At 43.1% G+C, this 24,468-nt stretch carries 18 protein-coding genes and 3 rRNA genes; 12 read left to right on the top strand and 9 right to left on the bottom strand.

The features are described 5' to 3' along the window. Positions 1-4: 4 nt before the first annotated feature. On the top strand, positions 5-1,273 hold the full coding sequence (locus KQP93_RS14590; RefSeq protein WP_217874993.1) for a S41 family peptidase: 1,269 nt from the start codon (positions 5-7) through the stop codon (positions 1,271-1,273). 35 nt (positions 1,274-1,308) lie between these two features. Continuing rightward, positions 1,309-2,067: a divergent polysaccharide deacetylase family protein gene (locus tag KQP93_RS14595; RefSeq protein WP_217874994.1), complete on the top strand. Its 759-nt coding sequence runs from the start codon at positions 1,309-1,311 to the stop codon at positions 2,065-2,067. Positions 2,068-2,307: 240 nt separating this feature from the next. Here KQP93_RS14595 and KQP93_RS14600 read toward each other — a convergent pair whose 3' ends face one another. Continuing rightward, the gene (locus tag KQP93_RS14600) at positions 2,308-3,423 is read right to left on the bottom strand and encodes an IS630 family transposase (RefSeq protein ID WP_217874995.1); all 1,116 of its coding nucleotides are present in this window, start codon (positions 3,421-3,423) and stop codon (positions 2,308-2,310) included. A gap of 59 nt (positions 3,424-3,482) precedes the next feature. On the opposite strand from KQP93_RS14600, the gene KQP93_RS14605 reads away from it, so the two are divergent. After that, positions 3,483-3,734 carry a LexA family protein gene (locus tag KQP93_RS14605; RefSeq protein WP_175081208.1) on the top strand — a complete coding sequence of 84 codons (252 nt, stop codon included), beginning with the start codon at positions 3,483-3,485 and terminating at the stop codon, positions 3,732-3,734. Between the two features lie 531 nt (positions 3,735-4,265). Here KQP93_RS14605 and rrf read toward each other — a convergent pair. From rrf to rph, 5 genes are all read right to left on the bottom strand, one after another. Continuing rightward, positions 4,266-4,380 (bottom strand): 5S ribosomal RNA (gene rrf, locus KQP93_RS14610). Between the two features lie 123 nt (positions 4,381-4,503). Beyond that, a 23S ribosomal RNA gene (locus KQP93_RS14615) occupies positions 4,504-7,386 on the bottom strand. Between the two features lie 280 nt (positions 7,387-7,666). Next, a 16S ribosomal RNA gene (locus KQP93_RS14620) occupies positions 7,667-9,207 on the bottom strand. The 16S, 23S and 5S rRNA genes sit together here, the layout of an rRNA operon. Positions 9,208-9,815: 608 nt before the next feature. Next, the gene (gene pyrE / locus KQP93_RS14625) at positions 9,816-10,460 is read right to left on the bottom strand and encodes an orotate phosphoribosyltransferase (RefSeq protein ID WP_217874996.1); all 645 of its coding nucleotides are present in this window, start codon (positions 10,458-10,460) and stop codon (positions 9,816-9,818) included. Positions 10,461-10,482: 22 nt separating this feature from the next. After that, the gene (rph, locus tag KQP93_RS14630; protein WP_054554228.1) at positions 10,483-11,196 is read right to left on the bottom strand and encodes a ribonuclease PH; all 714 of its coding nucleotides are present in this window, start codon (positions 11,194-11,196) and stop codon (positions 10,483-10,485) included. A gap of 181 nt (positions 11,197-11,377) precedes the next feature. Between rph and KQP93_RS14635 the strand changes: the two genes are divergently transcribed. The 6 genes from KQP93_RS14635 (at position 11,378) to KQP93_RS14660 (ending at position 17,804) form a co-directional block, all read left to right on the top strand. Beyond that, positions 11,378-12,238 carry a YicC/YloC family endoribonuclease gene (locus tag KQP93_RS14635; protein WP_217874997.1) on the top strand — a complete coding sequence of 287 codons (861 nt, stop codon included), beginning with the start codon at positions 11,378-11,380 and terminating at the stop codon, positions 12,236-12,238. 169 nt (positions 12,239-12,407) lie between these two features. Next, positions 12,408-13,028: a guanylate kinase gene (gene gmk / locus KQP93_RS14640; RefSeq protein ID WP_054563423.1), complete on the top strand. Its 621-nt coding sequence runs from the start codon at positions 12,408-12,410 to the stop codon at positions 13,026-13,028. A 102-nt stretch (positions 13,029-13,130) separates the two neighbouring features. Continuing rightward, positions 13,131-13,406, top strand: coding sequence for a DNA-directed RNA polymerase subunit omega (rpoZ, locus tag KQP93_RS14645; protein ID WP_058583782.1), 276 nt, complete (start codon positions 13,131-13,133; stop codon positions 13,404-13,406). 130 nt (positions 13,407-13,536) lie between these two features. Then, positions 13,537-15,642, top strand: coding sequence for a bifunctional GTP diphosphokinase/guanosine-3',5'-bis pyrophosphate 3'-pyrophosphohydrolase (gene spoT, locus KQP93_RS14650; protein ID WP_055021901.1), 2,106 nt, complete (start codon positions 13,537-13,539; stop codon positions 15,640-15,642). An 11-nt stretch (positions 15,643-15,653) separates the two neighbouring features. Next, positions 15,654-16,046, top strand: coding sequence for a RidA family protein (locus tag KQP93_RS14655; protein WP_054554223.1), 393 nt, complete (start codon positions 15,654-15,656; stop codon positions 16,044-16,046). Positions 16,047-16,199: 153 nt separating this feature from the next. After that, positions 16,200-17,804, top strand: coding sequence for a DUF342 domain-containing protein (locus KQP93_RS14660; protein ID WP_217874998.1), 1,605 nt, complete (start codon positions 16,200-16,202; stop codon positions 17,802-17,804). Between the two features lie 49 nt (positions 17,805-17,853). Here the strand turns inward: KQP93_RS14660 and asnA are convergent, their stop codons facing one another. Beyond that, positions 17,854-18,849, bottom strand: coding sequence for an aspartate--ammonia ligase (gene asnA / locus KQP93_RS14665; RefSeq protein ID WP_054563419.1), 996 nt, complete (start codon positions 18,847-18,849; stop codon positions 17,854-17,856). A 197-nt stretch (positions 18,850-19,046) separates the two neighbouring features. Between asnA and asnC the strand changes: the two genes are divergently transcribed. Genes asnC through recG form a run of 3 tightly spaced genes read left to right on the top strand, consistent with a single transcriptional unit; the run spans position 19,047 to position 22,387 of the window. Then, positions 19,047-19,505, top strand: a complete 459-nt coding sequence (gene asnC, locus KQP93_RS14670) for a transcriptional regulator AsnC (protein WP_217874999.1) — start codon at positions 19,047-19,049, stop codon at positions 19,503-19,505. Positions 19,506-19,549: 44 nt separating this feature from the next. Then, positions 19,550-20,266, top strand: a complete 717-nt coding sequence (gene trmH, locus KQP93_RS14675; protein ID WP_217875000.1) for a tRNA (guanosine(18)-2'-O)-methyltransferase TrmH — start codon at positions 19,550-19,552, stop codon at positions 20,264-20,266. Between the two features lie 39 nt (positions 20,267-20,305). Next, positions 20,306-22,387 (top strand): ATP-dependent DNA helicase RecG, encoded by a 2,082-nt coding sequence (gene recG, locus KQP93_RS14680; RefSeq protein ID WP_217875001.1) that lies wholly within the window; start codon positions 20,306-20,308, stop codon positions 22,385-22,387. A gap of 84 nt (positions 22,388-22,471) precedes the next feature. On the opposite strand, the gene KQP93_RS14685 is transcribed toward recG, so the two are convergent. After that, positions 22,472-23,404: a porin gene (locus KQP93_RS14685; protein WP_054563416.1), complete on the bottom strand. Its 933-nt coding sequence runs from the start codon at positions 23,402-23,404 to the stop codon at positions 22,472-22,474. 196 nt (positions 23,405-23,600) lie between these two features. Further along, positions 23,601-24,455 (bottom strand): LysR family transcriptional regulator, encoded by an 855-nt coding sequence (locus KQP93_RS14690; RefSeq protein ID WP_217875002.1) that lies wholly within the window; start codon positions 24,453-24,455, stop codon positions 23,601-23,603. Positions 24,456-24,468 lie beyond the last annotated feature (13 nt).

Raw genomic sequence — 24,468 nt, forward strand, 5'->3', positions numbered from 1 at the left:
GCTGATGCTAAACACAACTTACTCTTACAAAGCTCATTTATCCCCAGCTAAGTTTTTTACTCAGCTGTCTTTTTTATTACTTGTCAGCTTGCTATGCCTGATACTGCAATCGTTTCAGGCTGTTGCAAAACCCTCGTTACAGTCACTACAGCATCAGCAACTAAACGAAATTCTATTTAATATCCATACATATTATGTTGATGATCTGAAACTACAAAACACATTTGTAACCCAGCCTGATAACTTACAAGTCGAAGCGTTATTCGAACGCCTTGATCCATACTCAAAATACCTCGACGAAACTGAGCTCGATGCGATTTTCAGTAGCACTAATGGTAGATACACGGGACTCGGTATCGAAGTAAAAGTTGAAGATGGTCGCGTGTATATTGTTAACACTATTAATAACTCACCTGCGGCGGTTGCGGGTCTTCAGGTAAATGATGAAGTTATAGCGATTAATCAACAACCTATTTTAGACAAAAGTATCGAAGAAGTGGCTAAATTAATTCGCCAAAGCGGTCAAAGTGCTGTCGATGTCGCAGTTAAAAGAGAGAAAGATACTGAGTTAAATTTCTCGATAAAGCGCCAACAAATCAACTTACAAAGCGTTCATGGCCATTTAGCAGATACAGGCGTTGCGCTTATCAGTATCAACTCATTCAATAACCACACATTACACGATGTTGCTCGGGAACTTGCAAAAATGCAGGTTACCAATAGTTTCCCTCTTTCAGGTTTAATTATTGATTTACGTGATAACCCAGGCGGTACATTACAAGGGGCCATTGAAGTTGCAGATCTGTTTTTAGATAAAGGCACCATAGTATCAACCAAAGGCCGCTTTAATGAAGCTAATCAGAAGTATAAAGCCCATAAAGGCGACATACTCAGTGGCGCTCCCATTGCTGTACTGATTAACGAAAACTCTGCCTCTGCGGCTGAAATACTTGCAGCAGCATTAAGAGATAATCAACGAGCGGTGCTAATTGGCGAAACTTCTTTTGGTAAGGGCTCAGTGCAATCCTTGATACCCCTCGGTAACGGTAATACCGCATTGAAACTGACTACAGCACGTTATTACACACCTTCGGGTCAATCTATCGATGGGAAGGGGATCACCCCAGATGTGAGTATTAATCAAACAATGCTTTCAGAAATTGACCAAGGCGTTATAATAAAAAACATCCAAGAATTGGCGCTTTTTAGCTCACTTCTAGATGGACAAGACAAAAAGCAACTTACAGCAAAGCAGCTCTTTATTATGCAGTAAGTAAATGCTCACAACGGATATAATAATTACAAAAAGTGAATTTAAAAACAGGCTTATTACTCGCCGTATGTTGCCTACCGCTATTTTGCCAAGCAAAGCAAATAGCCATAGTAATTGATGATATAGGCAACCATCAGCGAGATCTTGAAATATTAAACTTACCAGGGCAAGTGAGCTTCTCAATCTTGCCCCATACACCCTATTCGCAAATATTTGCTGAACGTGCTAGTAGAACTCATAAAGAACTACTTTTACATGTACCAATGCAAGCGCTTGATAAAACTAAAGCACTTGGTCCGGGTGCACTCACTGATACTATGAGTAAGTCAGAGTTACAAACAACACTTGGTCATGCGTTAGCCTCTCTACCACAAGTAAAAGGGGTAAATAACCACATGGGCTCTGAGTTAACACAACTTACACAGCCAATGAAATGGACGATGGAAATATTAAAGAAACGCGGTTTGTACTTCTTAGATAGCCGTACAACGAGTCAAAGTGAAGCACAAAATGTTGCTAACCTGTATGGTGTTGCAAACGTATCTCGTCATGTATTTCTTGATAACAATGTCACCCAAAGTCAGCTACAACATCAACTTGAAGAACTAAAAAGCAAAGCTGAACACTTCAACTACGCAATCGCCATTGCCCATCCCTACCCAGAAACCGTTGCTTTTCTACAACAAGCCCTTCCAGAACTACAGCAACAAGGCTTCGAACTTGTTCCCCTCTCACAACTAGTCGAAACAAAATACATTCAACTAGCCAAAGCAGAGCAAAGGCAAGGGGAATGAGCGTTATAAACGAGAGTTAGCGAGATTAAAGTTTGCGATGGGAAAGTTTGGAAGTCTGGCGTAGGTTGGGTAGAGCGAAGCGAAACCAAACACAGAGCTATCAGCTTTCAGCCGTCAGCTATCAGCCGCACAGTGTGGGTGTTTGGTGCTGCGTCTCCCTCTAACGAAGGTTCTAGGTTCTAGGTTCTAGGTTCTAGGTTCTAGGTTCTAGGTTCTAGTACTTCATCACACAAGTTCTGACTAGTTGAGGGCACCATAAGCCCGCTGAAGTTTTTCACGAGCTAATTCAACATTAAACATCCAGTTTATACTTGTTCTTTCTTTATTCCTGCTCCATTCCCAGGCCGCGAGCTCTGTCTTTAGTTCTTCCATACTTGCTATACGTCTATCTAAACATTGCTTATTCATATTACCAATTTCTATCTCGACCATATTCAACCAACTCGCGTGTTTTGGTGTGTAATGTAATTCTAGTTTATTTAAAATCCGGCGTGCTTCCTGTGGAGAAAATGCTTTATATAACGCTCCTTCTGTATGAGTTGATAAGTTATCTAACACAACTTTTATTTTGTTCGCATGTGGATAATGAAGATCAACTAAATCCCTCATACAATTAGCAAAGTCAATTTTCGTCTTTCTTTCTGTTGCTTTAACATGCCGCCACCCTCGATGGCGATCGAAGAATACAAATAAGTTGGCCACACCTACACGTTTATATTCATAATCTAACCGCTTAGTCTGCCCCGGCTTCATTGGTTGTGCCGGTCGAGTATCATCTACAAGTTGTTTCATCGCCTCATCAAAGTTAATTATGGGGCTTAACTCGTCTGCTGGCTCAGCATACAACTCGAGCACATGTTCCATCCGCGCGATATATTCGGCATCCATTGTCGCCACACACCACATCTTTTTTTGCCATGGTTTTAGTGCATTCTCTTTAAGACGCCTCCGTATTGTTTCATACGAGATACTATTTAAATCTGTTAGTGTAACTAATCGCTCTCCAAGTAAAGATAATGTCCATCTAGCGTGACCTGTTGGTGGCTTAGTACAAGCTGTGGCGATTAAGGTTGCTTCATCTTTCGCAGAAGTTTTTCTCATTGCACCACTTCGTGCACCTTCATTCAAAGCTGCCGCTAGATTTTCTTCAACAAACTGGCGTTTGACTCGAAATACGGTAGAAGAGCTCACTTGAACTGCTTCACATATTTGCTCTGTTGTATATCTACAACGGTCAGCTTTTAATAAAATAGCAGCACGCTTGTACTTTCGAACATTGACCATGCCTTTTTTGCAATAGTCTATTAATTCTTGTTTTTCTTCTTCTGATAATTCAACAATATACTTTCGGTTCATAACAATATTAAGTAAGTTTATATGAGTTAAAGGATCGTTGATTAGGGTAAAAGTTCATTATGAATAAAGAAGAGTCGCCACTGTTTACAGCAAAGCAAGGTCAGTATTTAGCATTTATTTATTACTACACAAAAGTGAATGGGATTGCGCCTGCTGAAAGTGATTTTGAGCGCTACTTTGGAACCGCATCTTCAAGTGTTCATTCAATGATTTCAGTTCTTAAGAAGAAGAAATTTATAACATCAGTTACTGGAAAAAGCAGGAGTATTGAATTATTGATTGAAAAAGATCAGTTACCTGAATTTAAGTAGGGGCAACTGATCAAAATATATGTGAAAGAGTACTAGGTTCTAGGTTCTAGGTTCTAGGTTCTAGGTTCTAGGTTCTAGGTTCTAGGTTCTAGGTTCTAGGTTCTAGGTTCTAGGTTCTAGGTTCTAGGTTCTAGGTTCTAGGTTCTAGGTTCTAGGTTCTAGGTTCTAGGTTCTAGGTTCTAGGTTCTAGGTTCTAGGTTCTAGGTTCTAGGTTCTAGGCAAAGTGTACTTGTAGGAATGGCTTTAGCCATGAATGTGTTTGTAAAGGTCTAGATTCGGCACTGAAGTGCCTCCTACGGGGGGTTGTTGCTGAAGGTAACTCTGTACTAAACAACCCTGCAGTTCAACTTTACCCTTGCTAACTTGCAACTCGCTAACTCGTGTTGGGTTTCGCTCTGCTCTGCAAATCCTACAAGGGTGAGCAAGGAGAGTGCTGAGGACGACTCTGTACAGGACAACCCCACAGTTCAACTGACAGCTCTAAACGCAAAAAAGCCCGACTCTTTCGAATCGGGCTTTCTCTTATTTGGAGCCTGGCGATGACCTACTTTCACATGGCAAATGCCACACTATCATCGGCGCTGTTTCGTTTCACTACTGAGTTCGGCATGGGGTCAGGTGGGTCCAAAACGCTATTGTCACCAAGCAAATTTGGTTCGTTAATCGCCTTGGCAATTAACTAAAATTCGGAATTCTGATATCAGTAAATGTCTACTTTAGTTTCTTAACTTCTGTCTGTTACGATGTCACAAAACGCGTTTGGCGTTGTATGGTTAAGCCTCACGGGTAATTAGTACAGGTTAGCTTAATGGCTCGCACCACTTCCACATCCTGCCTATCAACGTTGTAGTCTTCAACGGCCCTTCAGAGACTTTAAAAGTCTAGTGAGAACTCATCTCGAGGCCTGCTTCGCGCTTAGATGCTTTCAGCGCTTATCAGTTCCGAACGTAGCTACCGGGCAATGCCATTGGCATGACAACCCGAACACCAGCGGTTCGTTCACTCCGGTCCTCTCGTACTAGGAGCAACCCCTCTCAATTCTCAAACGCCCACGGCAGATAGGGACCGAACTGTCTCACGACGTTCTAAACCCAGCTCGCGTACCACTTTAAATGGCGAACAGCCATACCCTTGGGACCGACTTCAGCCCCAGGATGTGATGAGCCGACATCGAGGTGCCAAACACCGCCGTCGATATGAACTCTTGGGCGGTATCAGCCTGTTATCCCCGGAGTACCTTTTATCCGTTGAGCGATGGCCCTTCCATTCAGAACCACCGGATCACTATGACCTACTTTCGTACCTGCTCGACGTGTCTGTCTCGCAGTTAAGCTGGCTTCTACCATTACACTAACCGTACGATGTCCGACCGTACTTAGCCAACCTTCGTGCTCCTCCGTTACTCTTTGGGAGGAGACCGCCCCAGTCAAACTACCCACCAGGCACTGTCCGTAACCCCGATTAGGGGCCAACGTTAGAACATCAAAACTACAAGGGTGGTATTTCAAGGACGGCTCCACAAAAACTAGCGTTTCTGCTTCAAAGCCTCCCACCTATCCTACACATGTAGGTTCAATGTTCAGTGCCAAGCTGTAGTAAAGGTTCACGGGGTCTTTCCGTCTAGCCGCGGGTACACAGCATCTTCACTGCGATTTCAATTTCACTGAGTCTCGGGTGGAGACAGCGTGGCCATGGTTACACCATTCGTGCAGGTCGGAACTTACCCGACAAGGAATTTCGCTACCTTAGGACCGTTATAGTTACGGCCGCCGTTTACCGGGGCTTCGATCAAGAGCTTCGTCCGAAAACTAACCCCATCAATTAACCTTCCGGCACCGGGCAGGTGTCACACCGTATACGTCATCTTGCGATTTTGCACAGTGCTGTGTTTTTAATAAACAGTCCCAGCCACCTGGTCACTGCGGCTCCCGTCCGCTTAGAGAGCAAGTCTCATCACAGATAGGAGCGTACCTTCTCCCGAAGTTACGGTACGATTTTGCCTAGTTCCTTCACCCGAGTTCTCTCAAGCGCCTTAGTATTCTCTACCTGACCACCTGTGTCGGTTTGGGGTACGATTCGGTATAATCTGAAGCTTAGAGGCTTTTCCTGGAAGTATGGCATCAACAACTTCACACCCTTGGGTGCTCGTCTCGTGTCTCAGTCTTAAGAGTCCGGATTTTCCTAAACTCTCAACCTACTCACTTTCACATGGACAACCAACGCCATGCTTGTTTAGCCTGCTCCGTCCCCCCATCGCAATTATACCAAGTACGGGAATATTAACCCGTTTCCCATCGACTACGCCTTTCGGCCTCGCCTTAGGGGTCGACTTACCCTACCCTGATTAACATGGGATAGGAACCCTTGGTCTTCCGGCGTGCGGGTTTTTCACCCGCATTATCGTTACTCATGTCAGCATTCGCACTTCTGATACCTCCAGCATACCTCCCGGTACACCTTCAACGGCTTACAGAACGCTCCCCTACCACTCAAACAAAGTTTGAATCCGCAGCTTCGGTGCATAGTTTAGCCCCGTTACATCTTCCGCGCAGACCGACTCGACCAGTGAGCTATTACGCTTTCTTTAAAGGATGGCTGCTTCTAAGCCAACCTCCTGGCTGTCTGGGCCTTTCCACATCGTTTCCCACTTAACTATGACTTTGGGACCTTAGCTGGCGGTCTGGGTTGTTTCCCTCTTCACGACGGACGTTAGCACCCGCCGTGTGTCTCCCGGATAGTACTTTACGGTATTCGGAGTTTGCAAAGGGTTGGTAAGTCGGGATGACCCCCTAGCCTTAACAGTGCTCTACCCCCGTAAGTATTCGTCCGAGGCTCTACCTAAATAGATTTCGGGGAGAACCAGCTATCTCCCGGTTTGATTAGCCTTTCACTCCTAGCCACAGGTCATCCCCTAACTTTTCAACGTTAGTGGGTTCGGTCCTCCAGTTGATGTTACTCAACCTTCAACCTGCCCATGGCTAGATCACCGGGTTTCGGGTCTATACCTTGCAACTATACGCCCAGTTAAGACTCGGTTTCCCTACGGCTACCCTAATCGGTTAACCTCGCTACAAAATATAAGTCGCTGACCCATTATACAAAAGGTACGCAGTCACCCTCGAAGGGCTCCTACTGCTTGTACGTACACGGTTTCAGGTTCTATTTCACTCCCCTCACAGGGGTTCTTTTCGCCTTTCCCTCACGGTACTGGTTCACTATCGGTCAGTTGGGAGTATTTAGCCTTAGATGATGGTCCACCTATATTCAGTCAAAGTTTCACGTGCTCCGACCTACTCGATTTCACTTAAGATGCATTTTCGTGTACGGGACTATCACCCTGTATCGTCAAACTTTCCAGAATGTTTCACTAACACATAATAAGCTTAAGGGCTGGTCCGGTTTCGCTCGCCGCTACTTCCGGAATCTCGGTTGATTTCTGTTCCTACGGGTACTTAGATGTTTCAGTTCTCCGCGTTCGCCTCTTACACCTATGTATTCAGTGTAAGATACCTGCAAGCAGGTGGGTTTCCCCATTCGGAAATCCTAGTCTCAAGCGCTTTTTACTAGCTTGACTAGGCTTATCGCAAGTTAATACGTCCTTCATCGCCTCCAACTGCCAAGGCATCCACCGTGTACGCTTAGTCACTTAACCATACAACCCAAACGGGTCTTTGTTAGTGACAGCTGTTAACTTCGCCAGAAGTTAATTCATCAAATAATGATGAGAATACTAAAGTAGATACCAATTAATCTTTCGATTAATGGCATATTTTTACTTTTGAAAACTCTTTATAAATAACAATGTTATCTATAAGAATTTTAATATCAGCTTTCCAAATTTTTAAAGAGCATATTAATTAGTTAAACCAAGCGGTTTAGCTAACTAACAATCATCTGTGTGGACACTACGAACAAATAAGTTCTAAATCGTATAAGGAGGTGATCCAGCCCCAGGTTCCCCTAGGGCTACCTTGTTACGACTTCACCCCAGTCATGAATCACTCCGTGGTGAACGTCCTCCCGAAGGTTAGACTATCCACTTCTGGAGCAACCCACTCCCATGGTGTGACGGGCGGTGTGTACAAGGCCCGGGAACGTATTCACCGCATCATTCTGATATGCGATTACTAGCGATTCCGACTTCATGGAGTCGAGTTGCAGACTCCAATCCGGACTACGACGCACTTTAAGTGATTCGCTTACCCTCGCAGGTTCGCAGCACTCTGTATGCGCCATTGTAGCACGTGTGTAGCCCTACACGTAAGGGCCATGATGACTTGACGTCGTCCCCACCTTCCTCCGGTTTATCACCGGCAGTCTCCTTAGAGTTCCCGACCGAATCGCTGGCAACTAAGGATAGGGGTTGCGCTCGTTGCGGGACTTAACCCAACATCTCACAACACGAGCTGACGACAGCCATGCAGCACCTGTATCAGAGTTCCCGAAGGCACCAAACCATCTCTGGTAAGTTCTCTGTATGTCAAGTGTAGGTAAGGTTCTTCGCGTTGCATCGAATTAAACCACATGCTCCACCGCTTGTGCGGGCCCCCGTCAATTCATTTGAGTTTTAACCTTGCGGCCGTACTCCCCAGGCGGTCTACTTAATGCGTTAGCTTTGAAAAACAACTCCGAAGAGCCGAGCTTCTAGTAGACATCGTTTACGGCGTGGACTACCAGGGTATCTAATCCTGTTTGCTCCCCACGCTTTCGTACATGAGCGTCAGTGTTGACCCAGGTGGCTGCCTTCGCCATCGGTATTCCTTCAGATCTCTACGCATTTCACCGCTACACCTGAAATTCTACCACCCTCTATCACACTCTAGTTTGCCAGTTCGAAATGCAGTTCCCAGGTTGAGCCCGGGGCTTTCACATCTCGCTTAACAAACCGCCTGCGTACGCTTTACGCCCAGTAATTCCGATTAACGCTCGCACCCTCCGTATTACCGCGGCTGCTGGCACGGAGTTAGCCGGTGCTTCTTCTGTAAGTAACGTCACAGCTAAGTGCTATTAACACTTAACCTTTCCTCCTTACTGAAAGTGCTTTACAACCCGAAGGCCTTCTTCACACACGCGGCATGGCTGCATCAGGCTTGCGCCCATTGTGCAATATTCCCCACTGCTGCCTCCCGTAGGAGTCTGGGCCGTGTCTCAGTCCCAGTGTGGCTGATCATCCTCTCAAACCAGCTAGGGATCGTCGCCTTGGTGAGCCATTACCTCACCAACTAGCTAATCCCACTTGGGCTAATCTTATGGCGTGAGGCCCGAAGGTCCCCCACTTTGATCCGTAGACATCATGCGGTATTAGCAGTCGTTTCCAACTGTTGTCCCCCACCATAAGGCATATTCCCAAGCATTACTCACCCGTCCGCCGCTCGACGCCAGAGGTGCAAGCACCTCTTCGTTTCCGCTCGACTTGCATGTGTTAGGCCTGCCGCCAGCGTTCAATCTGAGCCATGATCAAACTCTTCAATTAAAAGTTTTTTCTGTCCCGAAGGACATGCTCAATGAATTCTGAATTTTGATATCTTTCGATATCGAATTGACTGTGCTGAAACAAGTAAACTTGTTTCCGTTGGTCACTCAGTTCAATTGAGACTCTAAATTTGTTTGCGTCATCTAGCGAACTAGAATCTGCTGTTAGAACTCAATCTGTACGAGTGCCCACACAGATGATTGCTTTATATTGTTAAAGAACGTTTTGAGATACTTTTGCGTCTCAAGGGCTGTGCATTCTACGCAAGCCGTTATTTTTGTCAACACTTAATTTTGAGAAAAGTTTATTTTTTCAAAACTCAGTTTTACTTGACTCAATCGACTCGTTGTTTTGCTTGTTTGTAAGCAGTCCGCCGTGTCGATGGATGCGCATTATAGGGATGCCGCGAATTAACGCAAGCACTTTTTTGAGAAAACTTAAAAAAATCTGCCTTTTGTATCCTTTTTAGTCTAAACACCACAAAAGAGAAACTTTATTAACGCTTCAATAACTTTTTAACCGTATTTAAGGCCATAAAAGTACAATACTCTAAAAACAAAAAAACCCAGCAATATAGCTGGGCTTTTAAAAATTCGCATTTCTAGGCGTTAAGCAATGCCGTATTGATCACGGTATGCTTTTACTGCGGCTAAATGCTCATCCATTGTGCCTTTCGCCTCTAGGTAACTAATTAAGTCAGCTAGTTTTACAATCGAGATAACTTTAGTGCCGAAGTCGCGCTCTACTTCTTGAATAGCAGATAACTCAGCTTTACCTTTCTCTTGGCGGTCAAGTGCAATTAAAACACCACTTAAGTCTGCACCATTTTCTGCAATGATTTCCATAGATTCACGAATAGCTGTACCCGCAGTGATCACGTCATCAACTAACATGATCTTACCTTTAAGTTCAGAACCTACTAATGTACCACCTTCACCGTGTGCTTTTTTCTCTTTACGGTTAAAACAATATGGTACATCTTTGTCGTGATGATCAGCTAAAGCAACTGCTGTCGTTGTTGCGATTGGAATACCTTTATAAGCAGGGCCGAATAATACATCGTAATCAATGCCCGAATCTTCAAGTGCCGCGGCATAAAAGCGACCCAAGCGTGCAAGGTCACGACCGGTATTAAATAAACCAGCATTGAAGAAATAAGGACTAGTGCGGCCAGACTTTAAAGTAAACTCACCAAATTTTAGCACCTGCTTTTCAAGTGCGAATTCAATAAACTCTTTTTGATAATCTTTCATAACTAATAAACCTACTTCTTTATTAAGCTAATGCTTGCTTTTGAACGTCGATAATTTCACGAATTGAGTGCTTAGCTAATGTAAGTAGCTCATCAAGTTCGTCGAATGAGAAAGGTTCGCCTTCAGCTGTACCTTGAATTTCGATGATTTTGCCAGTTTCGGTCAAGATCACGTTCATATCTGTTTCGGCTTCAGAATCTTCTAGGTACTCAAGGTCACTAATTGGTTGACCTTTATATACACCAACTGAAATTGCCGCAATCATATGCTTAAGTGGGTTTGAATTAATCATACCTTTACTACGCATGTAAGTAAGCGCATCAACTAATGCAACGCATGCGCCACTGATTGATGCTGTACGCGTACCGCCATCAGCTTGAATAACATCACAATCGATAGTAATGGTGTTTTCACCTAACGCCTTTAAATCAACCGCAGCACGAAGTGCTCGTGCGATTAAGCGTTGAATTTCCATAGTACGACCGCCCTGCTTACCGCGCGATGCTTCACGACCATTACGAGTATGTGTTGAACGAGGTAACATACCGTATTCAGCCGTAACCCAACCTTTACCTTGGCCTTTCATAAAGCGTGGTACACCAGCTTCAACAGTTGCTGTACACAAAACTTTAGTATTTCCAAACTCTACTAATACTGAACCTTCAGCATGCATAGTGTAATTACGTGTAAATGTAACCGGTCTAATTTGGTTAGGTGTTCTTTCGCTTGGACGCATTAACGATCCCCTTAATTCTGAATTTGCCACATTATAAGTCGATGTGGTGCCAGATGCCATGTTCATTTACATAATTAACTGCATCAGAAAATCACATTTCAGAAAATTTACGCTAGAGGTTAAAAGCTGATTCGGTATAATCAGTCAACTTTGTAAATTTAATAACACTAGGAAATCATCCATGATCCACAGCATGACAGCTTATGCGCGCCGCGAAATTAAAGGCGAATGGGGCACTGGCACTTGGGAAATTCGTTCAGTAAACCAACGTTACCTTGAAACTTTTATCCGCGCACCTGAGCAATTTCGTGGCATGGAACCGGTTATTCGTGAGCGTTTACGTAAACATTTACAACGCGGTAAGGTTGAAGTTTTCTTAAAGTTTGCTGCAAATCCAGCGCATGTTGGTGAGTTAACAATTAACGAATCACTCGCTGAGCAATTAATAAAAAGCGCACAATGGGTGCAAAACCAAAGCAATGGTGACATCAACCCTGTTGATATTTTACGTTGGCCTGGCGTTATGGAAGCCGAAGAGCTCGACATGGATAGCGTAAACACTGCGCTAATTGCAGGGTTTGACCAAGTAATTGAAGATTTTAAACAAGCTCGCGGCGATGAAGGCGCAAACTTACAAGAAATGATAGCAACTCGCCTTGATGCTATTTTAGAGCAAGTAACCATTGTTGAAGCTCACTTACCTGAAATCGCTAAATGGCAGCGCGAAAAACTAAACCAAAAGCTTGAAGAACTAAAAACTGACATCGATGAGTCTCGCCTTGAGCAAGAGCTTATTTATCTTGCGCAAAAGCAAGATGTTGCTGAAGAACTTGACCGCTTAAAGTCGCATGTTAAAGAAACCAAAAAAATCTTAACTAAAGGCGGCGCATGTGGCCGACGCCTAGACTTTATGATGCAAGAGTTTAACCGTGAAGCAAACACGTTAGCGTCAAAGTCTATCAACAGTGACATCACAAACGCTGCGGTAGAGCTAAAAGTGTTAATCGAGCAGATGCGCGAACAAATTCAGAATATTGAATAAACGCACTTTACAGCATTTTTACAAGACCCAGCACCTGCTGGGTCTTTTGTTTTGAAAGTCTAAAAGCGGGCAAACTTGAGCACTTTTAGTGAAATAAAGTACAATAGTTTAATTAAAGGCTTGGATTAGCGATAGTCCGAGCCTGTTTATTTTTTATTAGAGACAGATCATGGCGCAAACTCGCGGAAATTTATTTATCTTGTCAGCTCCATCAGGGGCTGGTAAATCAAGCTTAATTGGTGCTTTACTAAAGAAACACAGCGATATGAAAGTATCAGTTTCGCACACTACTCGCTCACCTCGCCCGGGCGAAGAAAACGGTGTGCACTATCATTTTGTTTCTGTGGATGAGTTCAAAGCGCTAATTGAGAAAAATGACTTTTTTGAATGGGCGCAAGTGTTTGATAACTACTATGGTACGTCTAAGCAAGCAATCGAAAGCCAACTTGCAGCTGGTATTGACGTATTTTTAGATATCGATTGGCAAGGTGCTCAGCAAATCCGCAAATTAGTTGATGATGTTGAGACTATCTTTATTCTTCCACCATCAAAAGAAGAACTTGAATCACGCTTAAATAACCGTGGCCAAGACTCAGCTGAAGTAATAGCAGGAAGAATGGCAAAAGCACAATCAGAAACATCACACTATAATGAGTATGATTATGTTGTGGTTAACGATGACTTTGATACTGCACTTACAGAAATCGAAACTATCGTTATGGCTAAACGTTTATCGTTAAAAAGCCAAACTGTGCGCCATCAGGCGTTATTAGAGAACTTACTTAAGTAATACTTTTTAAGAATAAGATAAAAATTAACCACAAGCTATTGGCGAATTTAACTTGGTACAGTAAACTACGCCTTTGCTTAAGAATTTATTTGGAGTGCTAAGATGGCTCGCGTAACTGTTGAAGATGCAGTAGATGCAATTGGTAATCGTTTTGACTTAATTTTAGTTGCGGCTCGTCGTGCCCGCCAAATCGCGGTTGGTGGTAAAGATCCACTCGTTGATGCTGAAAATGACAAACCAACGGTTATTGCTTTACGTGAAATTGAGAAAGGGTTAGTAGATAGCTCTTCTATGGACGTAATTGATCGTGAAGAACAACAACATCAAGAAGCAGCAGAAATGGCTGCTGTGGCTGCTATCGTAGGTGGCAACCAGTAATCAAGCTCCCCGCTTTGATTTAGCTATACGGCTAGTATTTCTACACTAGCCGTTGGCAAGCCCTTCTTTTCATCGTATATTCTATTCATACCGTTACCGATTTACTTCATTTGCGCATTGGAGTGTGACTTTGTATCTATTCGAAGGCCTCAAAAAGAAAATATCCGAATACTTACCACCTGCTGATATTGAGCTGGTACAAAAAGCATACGTGGTCGCTCGCGAAGCCCACGAAGGCCAAACACGCTCAAGTGGCGAGCCTTATATCACCCACCCTGTCGAAGTGACACAAATACTTGCCGGCATGCACTTAGACCACGAAACGCTGATGGCTGCCCTGATGCATGACGTGATTGAAGACACTGACTTTAGCCAACAAGACTTAGCTGAAATTTTTGGCGACACGGTTGCCGAGCTTGTTGAAGGGGTGAGTAAGCTAGATAAACTCAGCTTTAAAGATAAAAAAGAATTCCAAGCCGAAAACTACCGCAAAATGATCATGGCGATGACTCAAGATATTCGCGTGATTTTAATTAAACTGGCTGACCGCACTCACAACATGCGTACTTTAGGCGCACTGCGTCCTGACAAACGCCGTCGTATTGCCCGTGAAACCCTAGAGATTTATGCGCCAATTGCGAACCGCCTTGGTATTCATGATATTAAAAATGAATTAGAAGATTTAGGCTTTCAAGCGTTATACCCGATGCGTCATCGCGCATTAAGATCAGAAGTAGTCAAAGCACGTGGTAACCGTAAAGAAGTTATCAGTAATATTAAGACTGAAATTGAAGCGCGTTTAGAAGAGTCTGGCATCGAAGCAACTATATCTGGTCGCGAAAAGCACCTTTATAGCATTTACAAAAAAATGCTTAATAAAGAGCTGTCGTTTAACGAAGTGATGGATATCTACGCGTTCCGTATCAATGTTGATAATATGGATACCTGTTATCGCGTATTAGGTGTTGCTCATAACCTTTACAAACCAATCGAAACCCGTTTTAAAGATTATATTGCTGTACCAAAAACCAACGGTTATCAGTCGCTTCATACCTCATTAGTTGGCCCTCATGGTATTCCTGTTGAGATTCAAATTCGTACCCACGATATGGATCATATGGCAGATAAAGGGGTGGCTGCTCACTGGATGTATAAAAAAGCCGGTGATAGCGCAGGCCATACAGCACAACAACGTGCTCGCCAATGGATGCAAAGCTTACTGGAGCTTCAGCAAAGTGCGGGCTCATCATTTGAGTTTGTTGAAAACGTTAAAACAGAGCTATTCCCTGAAGAGATCTATGTTTTCACCCCTGATGGTCGTATCGTTGAGCTACCTATGGGTGCGACAGCAGTCGACTTTGCTTATGCAGTTCATACTGATGTAGGTAATACCTGTGTAGGTGCACGCGTTAACCGTAAACCTCACCCACTAAGCAAAGCACTTGATACAGGGCAAACAGTCGAAATCATTACCAGCTCTGGAGCGCACCCTAATGCAACTTGGTTAAACTTTGTTGTAACAGGTAAAGCACGTTTAGGTATTCGCAATTACCTGAAGAGCCAACAGCATGAAGAAGCCATGCTGCTCGGTCGACGTTTACTAGACTCAGCACTTGGTGAAACCAAACTCGATGATATTCCAGATGAAAACATTCGCCGTGTACTTCAAGAGCATGAACTAAATACCGTACTTGAGCTATTAGTCGAAATAGGCTCAGGCAATCTAATGAGTGTGCTTATAGCAAAACGTTTGATGCAAGTTGATGCAGACGACCTAGACGACCTAGCACAAAAAGCAAAAGCGACCATCATCGGTACTGAAGGCATGTTAGTTAATTACTCTAAATGCTGCCGACCAGTCCCAGGTGATGCTATTACAGCTTATATCAGCCAAGGTAAAGGCCTTACTGTTCACCGCCAAGAATGTAAAAACATTCGTGGTTGGGAAAAAGAGCGTTCAAAATACCTAGTTGTAAAATGGGACGATAACCCAGAGAAAGAATATATTGCAGCCCTTCGTATTGAGATTATCAATCACCAAGGTGCGCTGGCTAAATTAACCAATGTTGTTGCCTCAACCCAAGCCAATATTGTTGAAATAGCAACTGACGAAAAAGAAAGTAATTTATACATGATAGATTTAGGCATCACGGTTAAAAACCGCGTTCATGTTGCTAACATTATGCGCCGCATTCGCGTTATGCCTGATGTGCAAAGAGTCTATCGTAAAAAGTAACAAGGATAATCATGAACAAATCTTTTATTTCTACTGATAATGCACCAGCAGCAATCGGTACTTATAGCCAAGCAGTTAAAGTAGGCACGGCAGTTTATTTATCAGGTCAAATTCCACTTGTACCAGAAACAATGGAAGTGATCTCTGAAGACTTTACTGAGCAAACTCACCAAGTATTCAAAAACCTAACAGCTGTTTGCCAAGCTGCTGGCGGTCAAATTCAAGACATGGTAAAAGTGAATATCTTTTTAACTGACCTATCTAACTTTGCGATTGTTAACGAAGTGATGAGCCAGTACTTTAAGCAACCATACCCTGCACGTGCCGCAATTGGCGTACGTGCGCTACCAAAAGGTGTTCAAGTTGAAATTGACGGTATCATGGAGCTACCTTCAACAAACTAATCAGCCCTGCCAGCAACGCAAAGTTGCTGGCACTTTTTTAGAAAAAGTTATTACTTCCCTCAACCGAAATTCTTGACTCAATAGCAAATCTCTAGCACTCTGTTGTTATAACAAGTAAAACCTTTAGCTAATGTAGTAAAAAAGGATCTCCAGGTGTTTAAGCTCGCTCACAACGGCAACGTTTTATTAGATGTTCATGAAAACTCGCCTCCTAGTGCTGCGTTTATTATCGAAGCATTAGAAAAGTCACCATTTTGCGAATGCAGAGTGGATCATGAAGCTATCAATAATTTCTTTAAAAGCGACTCAAATGAGCGCATGCTTGTTGTTGCCTCTAAACATGATGCGAGCCTAGTTGTCACCCTGAGTGATGATAAAATGATGGCTACAGGCGAGCTGACTTTAGCTGAAGGTGGCAAAGTCATGACGCTTGACGATGCTAAAAAAGAGCTTATCAAAGCAGGTGTTGCCCGCGGTTATAAGCAAGCTTTCTTAGAAAAGTTATTACAACAACAGTTTGAGTTACCTGCGGGTGAAGTTGCTAAAGGTGTGCTCGCAAAAGGCCGGTTACCGATTGATGGCCAGCCATCCAAATTTGTACCACAGGTTGAGACATTAAAAGATCGCTTAAAAAAACCTAAGCTACGTGAAGACGGCACGGCCGATATGCGTGACTTTGGTAAGCTCGCCAGTGTCGAACCTGGTGTATTACTCATCAAACAAATTCCTGCTACTCCTGGCAAAGAAGGCTTTACCGTTACTGGTGATGTACTACCCGCTAAACCGGGGGAAAACAGTACATTAGTGGCCGGTGAAGGGACTGAGATATCTAAGAACAACCCGCTTGAGCTAATTTCTGTGATCGCTGGCGTACCCGTTGATATTGCCAACGGTATGCGTGTCGATGATATTTTTACTATTGCCGATGTAAACGTAAAAAGTGGTCACGTAGATTTTGAAGGTAGCGTTATTGTGACTCATAACGTTGAACCAGGCATGCGCATTAATGCCAAAGGCGATATCACAGTTATGGGCACAGTGGAGTCTGGTCATTTATCAGCAGCTGGCGATATCACTATAAAACAAGGTGTAATTGGCCACCAGCTCGAAGATAAAAAACTGTCGTGTAATATTATCAGCCAAGGTGATATTCACTTATCACATGGTCAATACTGCTACCTTGAAGCCAATAATATTCTTATTGAACGCCAAGCTAGCCATTGCATAATGAAAGCCACTAAGCTACTGCAAATAGGCCAAGAAGATAATCCGCAAGGCAAGCTATTCGGCGGAGAAATCTTAGACGCACAAATGTTAATTGCCGGCGAAATCGGCAATGAATCGGGTGCTAAAATGGTCATTCACTTAGCAACTTCGGGTGCTGATGTCACCGCGCAAACAGATCAGTGCTTAAAAGACTTAGCACAAACAGATGCGCAACTTGATACATTACAATCAGCTATCGAAAAAGCAGATCAAGTAAAAGACGCCGAAAAGAAAAAACAGTTACTCGCAAAGATTGGTGCCACACAAATGCACTATTGCGAGCAAGCTGAAATGCTTGAGAAAAAGCTCTCTAGCTTAGAGCATCACCTGCATGATTTACTGGAAGATGCGCAGTTGGTCGTTAATAAAAAACTGCATTCAGGGGTCGAAATTCACATTTTCGAAAAAGTATTACTCACTAACCGCCAATACCCACCGTGTAAGGTAAAGCTTGAAGAAAACAAGGTTGAGGTAGAGTTTAAAACCAGTTAATAAAAAAGAGGCTTAAAGCCTCTTTTTACCAGGGTCATTAAATCTTAATTTAAAGAATTCCTTCCACTTGCTGTTTTAGCTGCTCAGGCCAAACACCAACTTGTACTTGCCCGATATGCTGTTTTTGTAACAACAACATAGCGAGTCGTGATTGACCAATTCCACCACCTATTGTTTGCGGAAACTTCTTCGCCAGTAGCTGTTTATGCCAATCAAACTCTAGGCGAGCTTGGTCGCCTGTAATCGCTAATTGAGTAGCTAAGGCATCAGGACTTACACGAATGCCCATTGAAGAGATTTCAAATGCATCTTCAAGTACTGGGTTCCAAACTAAAATATCACCGTTTAAGCCTGCAAATTTACTACAGGTTTGTGTTGACCAATCGTCATAATCCGGTGCTCGTACGTCATGAATTTTGCCATCTGCAAGTGTGCCGCCTATACCAATTAAAAATACCGCACCGTATTCTTGTGCTACCGCTTTTTCACGTTGTTTCGCTGTAAAGTCAGGATACATCTGACGTAGCTGTTCACTGTGTACAAAGGTGATTTGCTCTGGCAAAAACGGCGTTAAATCAAACTCGCTTGCGACAAAGCGTTCTGTTGCTTTAATCGCCTGATAAAGTGATGTCACGGTTTCTTTTAACTTGTCTAAGGTACGCTCTGTACTCTCGCAAATCACTTTTTCCCAGTCCCATTGGTCAACATATACCGAGTGAATTGGGCTTAAAGATTCTTCATCAGGGCGAAGCGCCTTCATGTGCGTATAGAGCCCCTCACCTACCGAAAAATCGTAATCAGCCAAGGTTTTGCGTTTCCACTTAGCTAATGAATGGACTACTTCAAATTGGCTACCCGGAATTGTTTTCACTGCTACCGATACAGCATTTTCAGTACCGCTTAAGTTATCTTGAATACCATCGCCTACTTTTGCCAAGATCGGCGCTTGTACTTCAACTAACCCTAATTGTTGTTCTAATTGGCTTGAAAAAAACTGTTTTACTTTACTAATTTGCTGCTGTTGCTGCAGGTAGTGTGAACTCATAATAATTGGCCTCATTCCCAGTTATTGTTACTTGCTTAATTAGAGAAACCCGCTGCTTGGCCCCTCCTGTTAAAACAATCCTCAACTAAACAAAGATAATTTTCAACAACCCGCAATAAAAAGAACTTAACATTGAAATTTTCATAAAAATAATGCTATAAAATTTATTGATTCAATAATTAACACTAAAAAATACTATGGAAAATTATCAAATCGATAATCTCGATAAAAACATCCTTAATGCGTTAATGGAAAATGCGCGAACAGCGTATGCAGAACTCGCTAAACGCTTTGCAGTAAGTGCCGGAACTATTCATGTTCGGGTCGAAAAGATGAAACAGGCTGGAATTATTACTGGCACCCAAGTCAGTATTGATGCCAAACAGCTTGGTTACGATGTTTGCTGTTTTATTGGTATTAACCTCAACAATGCCCGTGATTACCCACAAACTTTACTGCATTTAAAAGAACTAGAAGAGGTTGTCGAAGCCTATTACACCACGGGTAATTACAGTATATTTATCAAAGTGATGACACGCTCAATTGATCATCTACAAGATGTGTTAATTAACAAAATACAAGCCATCGAAGCTATTCAATCAACAGAAACGCTGATCTCATTACAAAACCCTATTAGCCGTGCTGTTGTTCCCTAGGGTATAATCAGCGCCAATTAGAATCCGTCAACGAGCACACAACTATGGATACAACTCGCTTTGAGCGTGTTAAGCGCGTGTTAGACCGCCGCCAAACGGACCTAACGGTTTGTTTAGAAGAAGTACATAAGCATCATAATTTATCAGCCATTGCCCGCACAGCTGACGCGACGGGCTGCCATCATGTTCATGCTGTATGGCCAGAGAATCAAAAATGGTTAACTAACAATACCTCAGGTGGTAGTAAAAACTGGCTCGAAACTCACTTGCATCGTAATATCGATGAAGCTGTTGCCATGATGCGTGCACAAAATCCTGAAGTACAAATTTTAGCTACTCATCTCAGCGACGACGCAGTCGACTTTCGTGAAATTGATTACACCAAACCGACGGCTGTTATTGTTGGCCAAGAACGTGATGGTATTTCACCACGCGCCCTCGCTCATGCTGATAAAAATATCATTATCCCAATGCAAGGAATGGTGCAATCTCTTAATGTATCTGTTGCTGCTGCACTTATTCTATTTGAAGCACAGCGCCAACGTGAAGAAGCCGGACTTTACAACCGCGATATGCTTGATGCGAAAATTAAGCACCGCATCTTGTTTGAAGGCTGCCACCCTATCATTGCCGAACAATGTCGCGAAAAAGAGCTACCGTACCCTGAGCTCGATGAAAATGGTGAAATTGTTGCTGATGAAAGGTTCTGGAACATTTTAAAACACACGCAACCGCTTGAAGCCACTAACGAGTGCAAGTAAACTGAAAAACAGTCTACTAATTAATAATTTGAGTTACCTTTGAGTCATCCTAGCTTAGCGTTATACCCAATTACAGAATTAAAAGGCGTCGGCCCGAAAATGGCCGAGCGCCTTGCTAAGCTAAATATTCATACGGTGCAAGACATGCTGTTTCATTTGCCTCACCGCTATGAAGACCGCACCCGCATTCACCCAATCTGCGAACTCCAACCGCACAGCCATGTTAGTGTTGAAGCCACTATTGAAACCAGCCAAATTACCTTTGGTAAAAGACGCATGCTGGTTTGCCAAGTAAATGATGGCACGGGCCGTTTAACGCTCAGATTTTTTAACTTTAGCGCAGCTCAAAAAAATGCCTTAAGTACAGGTAAAATCATTCGCTGCTTTGGTGAGATCCGCCGTGGCCGTGTTGGCTTTGAAATGACACATCCGGAATACAGCTTATCGGATACCCCTTCTGAGCAACCAACGAACACCACGCTTACGCCGGTTTATCCTGTTACCGAAGGGCTTAAACAGTTATCTATTCGTGCACTTAGCGATCAAGCACTTGCACTATTAACTAAATACCCTGTCGAAGAGTTACTGCCAGAACAGTTTCAGCCAACCGGAATGCGTTTAGCCGATGCTTTAATGACCTTACATCGTCCACAAAACGATGTTGATTTAACTGCCCTTGAACAAGGTATGCACCCTGCCCAGCAACGGCTAGTGTTTGAAGAGCTGCTTGCGCAAAACTTAAGCCTTTTAAAGCTACGCCAAAAAGGGCAAACGGTAAAAGCGGTTGCTTTAAAGCCTCATAACCAACTTGAGCAGCAATTTTTAGCTAATTTAGCCTTTAGCCCAACCAACGCGCAAAGTCGTGTTGTGGCAGAGATCAAAAGTGACTTACAACACCCGTTTCCGATGATGCGCCTAGTACAAGGCGATGTCGGCTCTGGTAAAACCTTAGTTGCAGCACTCAGTGCGCTCACCGCGATCAGCGAAGGCTACCAAGTTGCTTTAATGGCACCAACTGAGATTTTATCAGAGCAACATGGCATCAACTTTAGCCAATGGTTTAATCAACTCGGTGTTGAAGTCGCTTGGTTAGGTGGCAAAAGTAAAGGTAAAGAGCGCACAGCGACTTTGGAAAAAATCGCCTCTGGGGAAGCGCAAATGATTGTTGGCACCCACGCATTATTCCAAGAGCAGGTTGAGTTTAACAATCTCGTTTTAATCATCATAGATGAGCAACATCGCTTTGGTGTTCATCAGCGCTTATCACTGCGTGAAAAAGGCCGCTTTGGTGACTGTTACCCGCATCAATTAGTGATGACGGCAACGCCTATTCCACGAACGCTAGCAATGACAGCCTACGCTGACTTAGAAACCTCAGTGATTGATGAGTTACCACCCGGTAGAACGCCTATTACAACGGTGGCTATTCCTGATGCACGCCGAGACGAAATAATTCAACGTGTGAGAACAGCGTGTACAGAGCAAGGTCGTCAAGTGTATTGGGTTTGCACTCTGATTGATGAATCTGAAGTACTGCAATGCCAAGCAGCGGAAGATAGCGCAGAGCAATTAAAAGCAGCACTGCCAGAGCTAAACGTTGGCTTAGTGCATGGCCGGATGAAAGCCGCCGAAAAACAAGCCGTTATGAGTGAGTTTAAAGCGGGCAATATCCATGTACTCGTTGCCACAACGGTGATTGAAGTGGGTGTTGATGTGCCTAATGCGAGCCTTATTATTATTGAAAACCCTGAGCGGTTGGGGCTTGCGCAACTCCACCAGCTACGCGGCCGTGTTGGTCGTGGGGCAACGGCATCACACTGTGTTTTACTTTATCACGCGCCATTATCAGCTACAGCGCAAAAACGCTTAGGTGTGCTGCGTGAAAGTAATGATGGCTTTGTGATTGCTGAGCGAGATCTCGAAATTCGTGGCCCTGGTGAAGTACTTGGTACCAAACAAACAGGCCTAGCCGAATTTAAAATCGCCGACCTAAACCGCGATAAACAAACACTCGATCATGTAAGACCCATTGCCTTCAAAATTTTGAACGACTATCCAGAGCTTACCGATAAATTGATTCAACGTTGGCTTGCTGGCAAATCAAACTACGCACAAGCTTAATCGCAAATCTAACTTTTCTGCTAGAACAAAAAAGCCCAGCTAATTAGCTGGGCTGACAAGTCAGGGAGTTATCCAAAGGTTGGATTAGAACTTGTATTCAATACCAACACCTAGGTAGTCTTGGTCAACTTGATTGTCTGTATCAAACGTTGAGTAGAAACCAAATACTTTGGTGTTTTTGCTAAGCTTGTGATCAACACCTGCAGAAATAGCTGTTTTCTTGTCGCCTTCATCAAAGTCAATTACTTGGTACTGCACTTTGAAAGTATTGCTATTCATTTGGTAAGCAGCATTTACTAAGTAGCCATCAGCTTCTGCACTACCATCCACTTTTTCTTGTGTTTGGTACATAGCACCTAGTTTAAAGTCACCTAGTTTACCTTGAACTGTTGCACGAACAATGTCGTAACCTTTTACTTCGCTGTCAGCTGCAACTGATGCATAAAGTTTGCTTTCTTTAAGTTTTGCATCGCCGTAAGTTAACGCTACTGAGTAACCGTTATCAGCATCTACATCATCTTCAGCTACATAAGTTGCTAATACTTTGAAGCCACTGAAGTCTTTAGAGGCATAAGAAATTGTGTCACCTAAACGGTTTTCACCTTTAAATGCGTTCTTAATATCACCTTCAAGGTCATTGAATAAATCAACTTTACCTTGAGACTGCTTCATTGCTGTATCGTTACGACCGATAACAACTTGACCAAAGCTACCTTTAACACCCACGTATTGGTTACGCGCGGTGATGTTATCGTCATTGTCGCCTTTTGAATCAGCGTCAGATACGTCTACACCAAACTCAAATTTATAAACAGCTTCTAAGCCTTCAGAAATTTTTTCTGAACCTTTTAAGCCAAAACGTGAGTTATTGCTTTTAATTTCAGTGAAAGACCCTTCGCCATCATCTGATGATTGAACAGTCACGTTTGCTTTACCATATACATCTACATCAGCTAATGCAGAAAAAGATAAACCACCAAATAAAGCTAGGAATAAGCTAGACTTTGCAAATTTCATGTCGTTTCCTCAATAATCGCAACAAAAAACACATGTTGTGTTTCAATGTGCGCAGTTTGACAGCGAAAAATGACAGAAAGATGACAATTGAAACAAAAGCGTCAATTTAGCTTCATAAAATGTAATTATTTTTGAAATAAAAACGTAACTTACTGTTGCAGCATTAATTTTTTATGAAAGCTAAATTAAATTAATTTTAAGCTTTTATTTGTAGTTCAGTTAATAAGGTCACTAACTTCTCTAATAAAGGGGTTTGCTCATTATCTCTGTGGTAAGCCACAAACACATCGCGCGAGGTATGCGCAACATCTTCAACATGATAAAGCTCACCAGATTCAAGCTGCTCTTCAACTAATAACTGAGGAATAAACGCACTACCGCCGCACTTCAAAATTAAATCAAGCGCAATACGACCTGTGCTGGTTCTGAAATAAGGAGGAGCGTGGCCGTTAAACTCACGAGCATGCCATAAAGAAAAGGTGGTACCCCAGTCGACATAGACATATTGATTATCGAAAAAGTTTTCACTATCTGCAGTTTCAAAGGCGCTCACAGGAATAATAGGTAGCTCACAAATTCGCTGTACAACCAGTTCATCTACTTTAGGGGGATCGAACAACACCGCCAAATCCAAAGTACGTTCTAATAACAAGCGAGTACTCTCTTGCTGTGCTTTGACTTCGGCAACTAACGACACACCCGGCATAGCAGAAACAATATTAGTAATACCAAACTGTAAAAATGCATCCCAAATATTAGGTGTTCCCGCTAAGCTAATTTGCTTATGCATATTATCAGCAAGTGCCACATCAACTTTTGCGCGCTGCATACCCGTTATGATCATTTGTGCGTGTGGCAGTAGCCGCTCACCCGGCGCCGTTAACTGTATGTTGTTTCGTTGACGAATAAATAAGTTAACGCCTAAACCTTGCTCTAATTGTCGGATCCGAAAACTCACCGCAGACTGTGTAATATATAAATTTTCAGCTGCTTTACCGAAATGGCGCGTACGAACCACTTCAACAAAAGTCTTCAATAAATCGATATCCATTTTTTACCCTTAC

Source organism: Pseudoalteromonas shioyasakiensis, from assembly GCF_019134595.1.
GTDB classification, from domain to species: Bacteria; Pseudomonadota; Gammaproteobacteria; order Enterobacterales; family Alteromonadaceae; genus Pseudoalteromonas; species Pseudoalteromonas shioyasakiensis_A.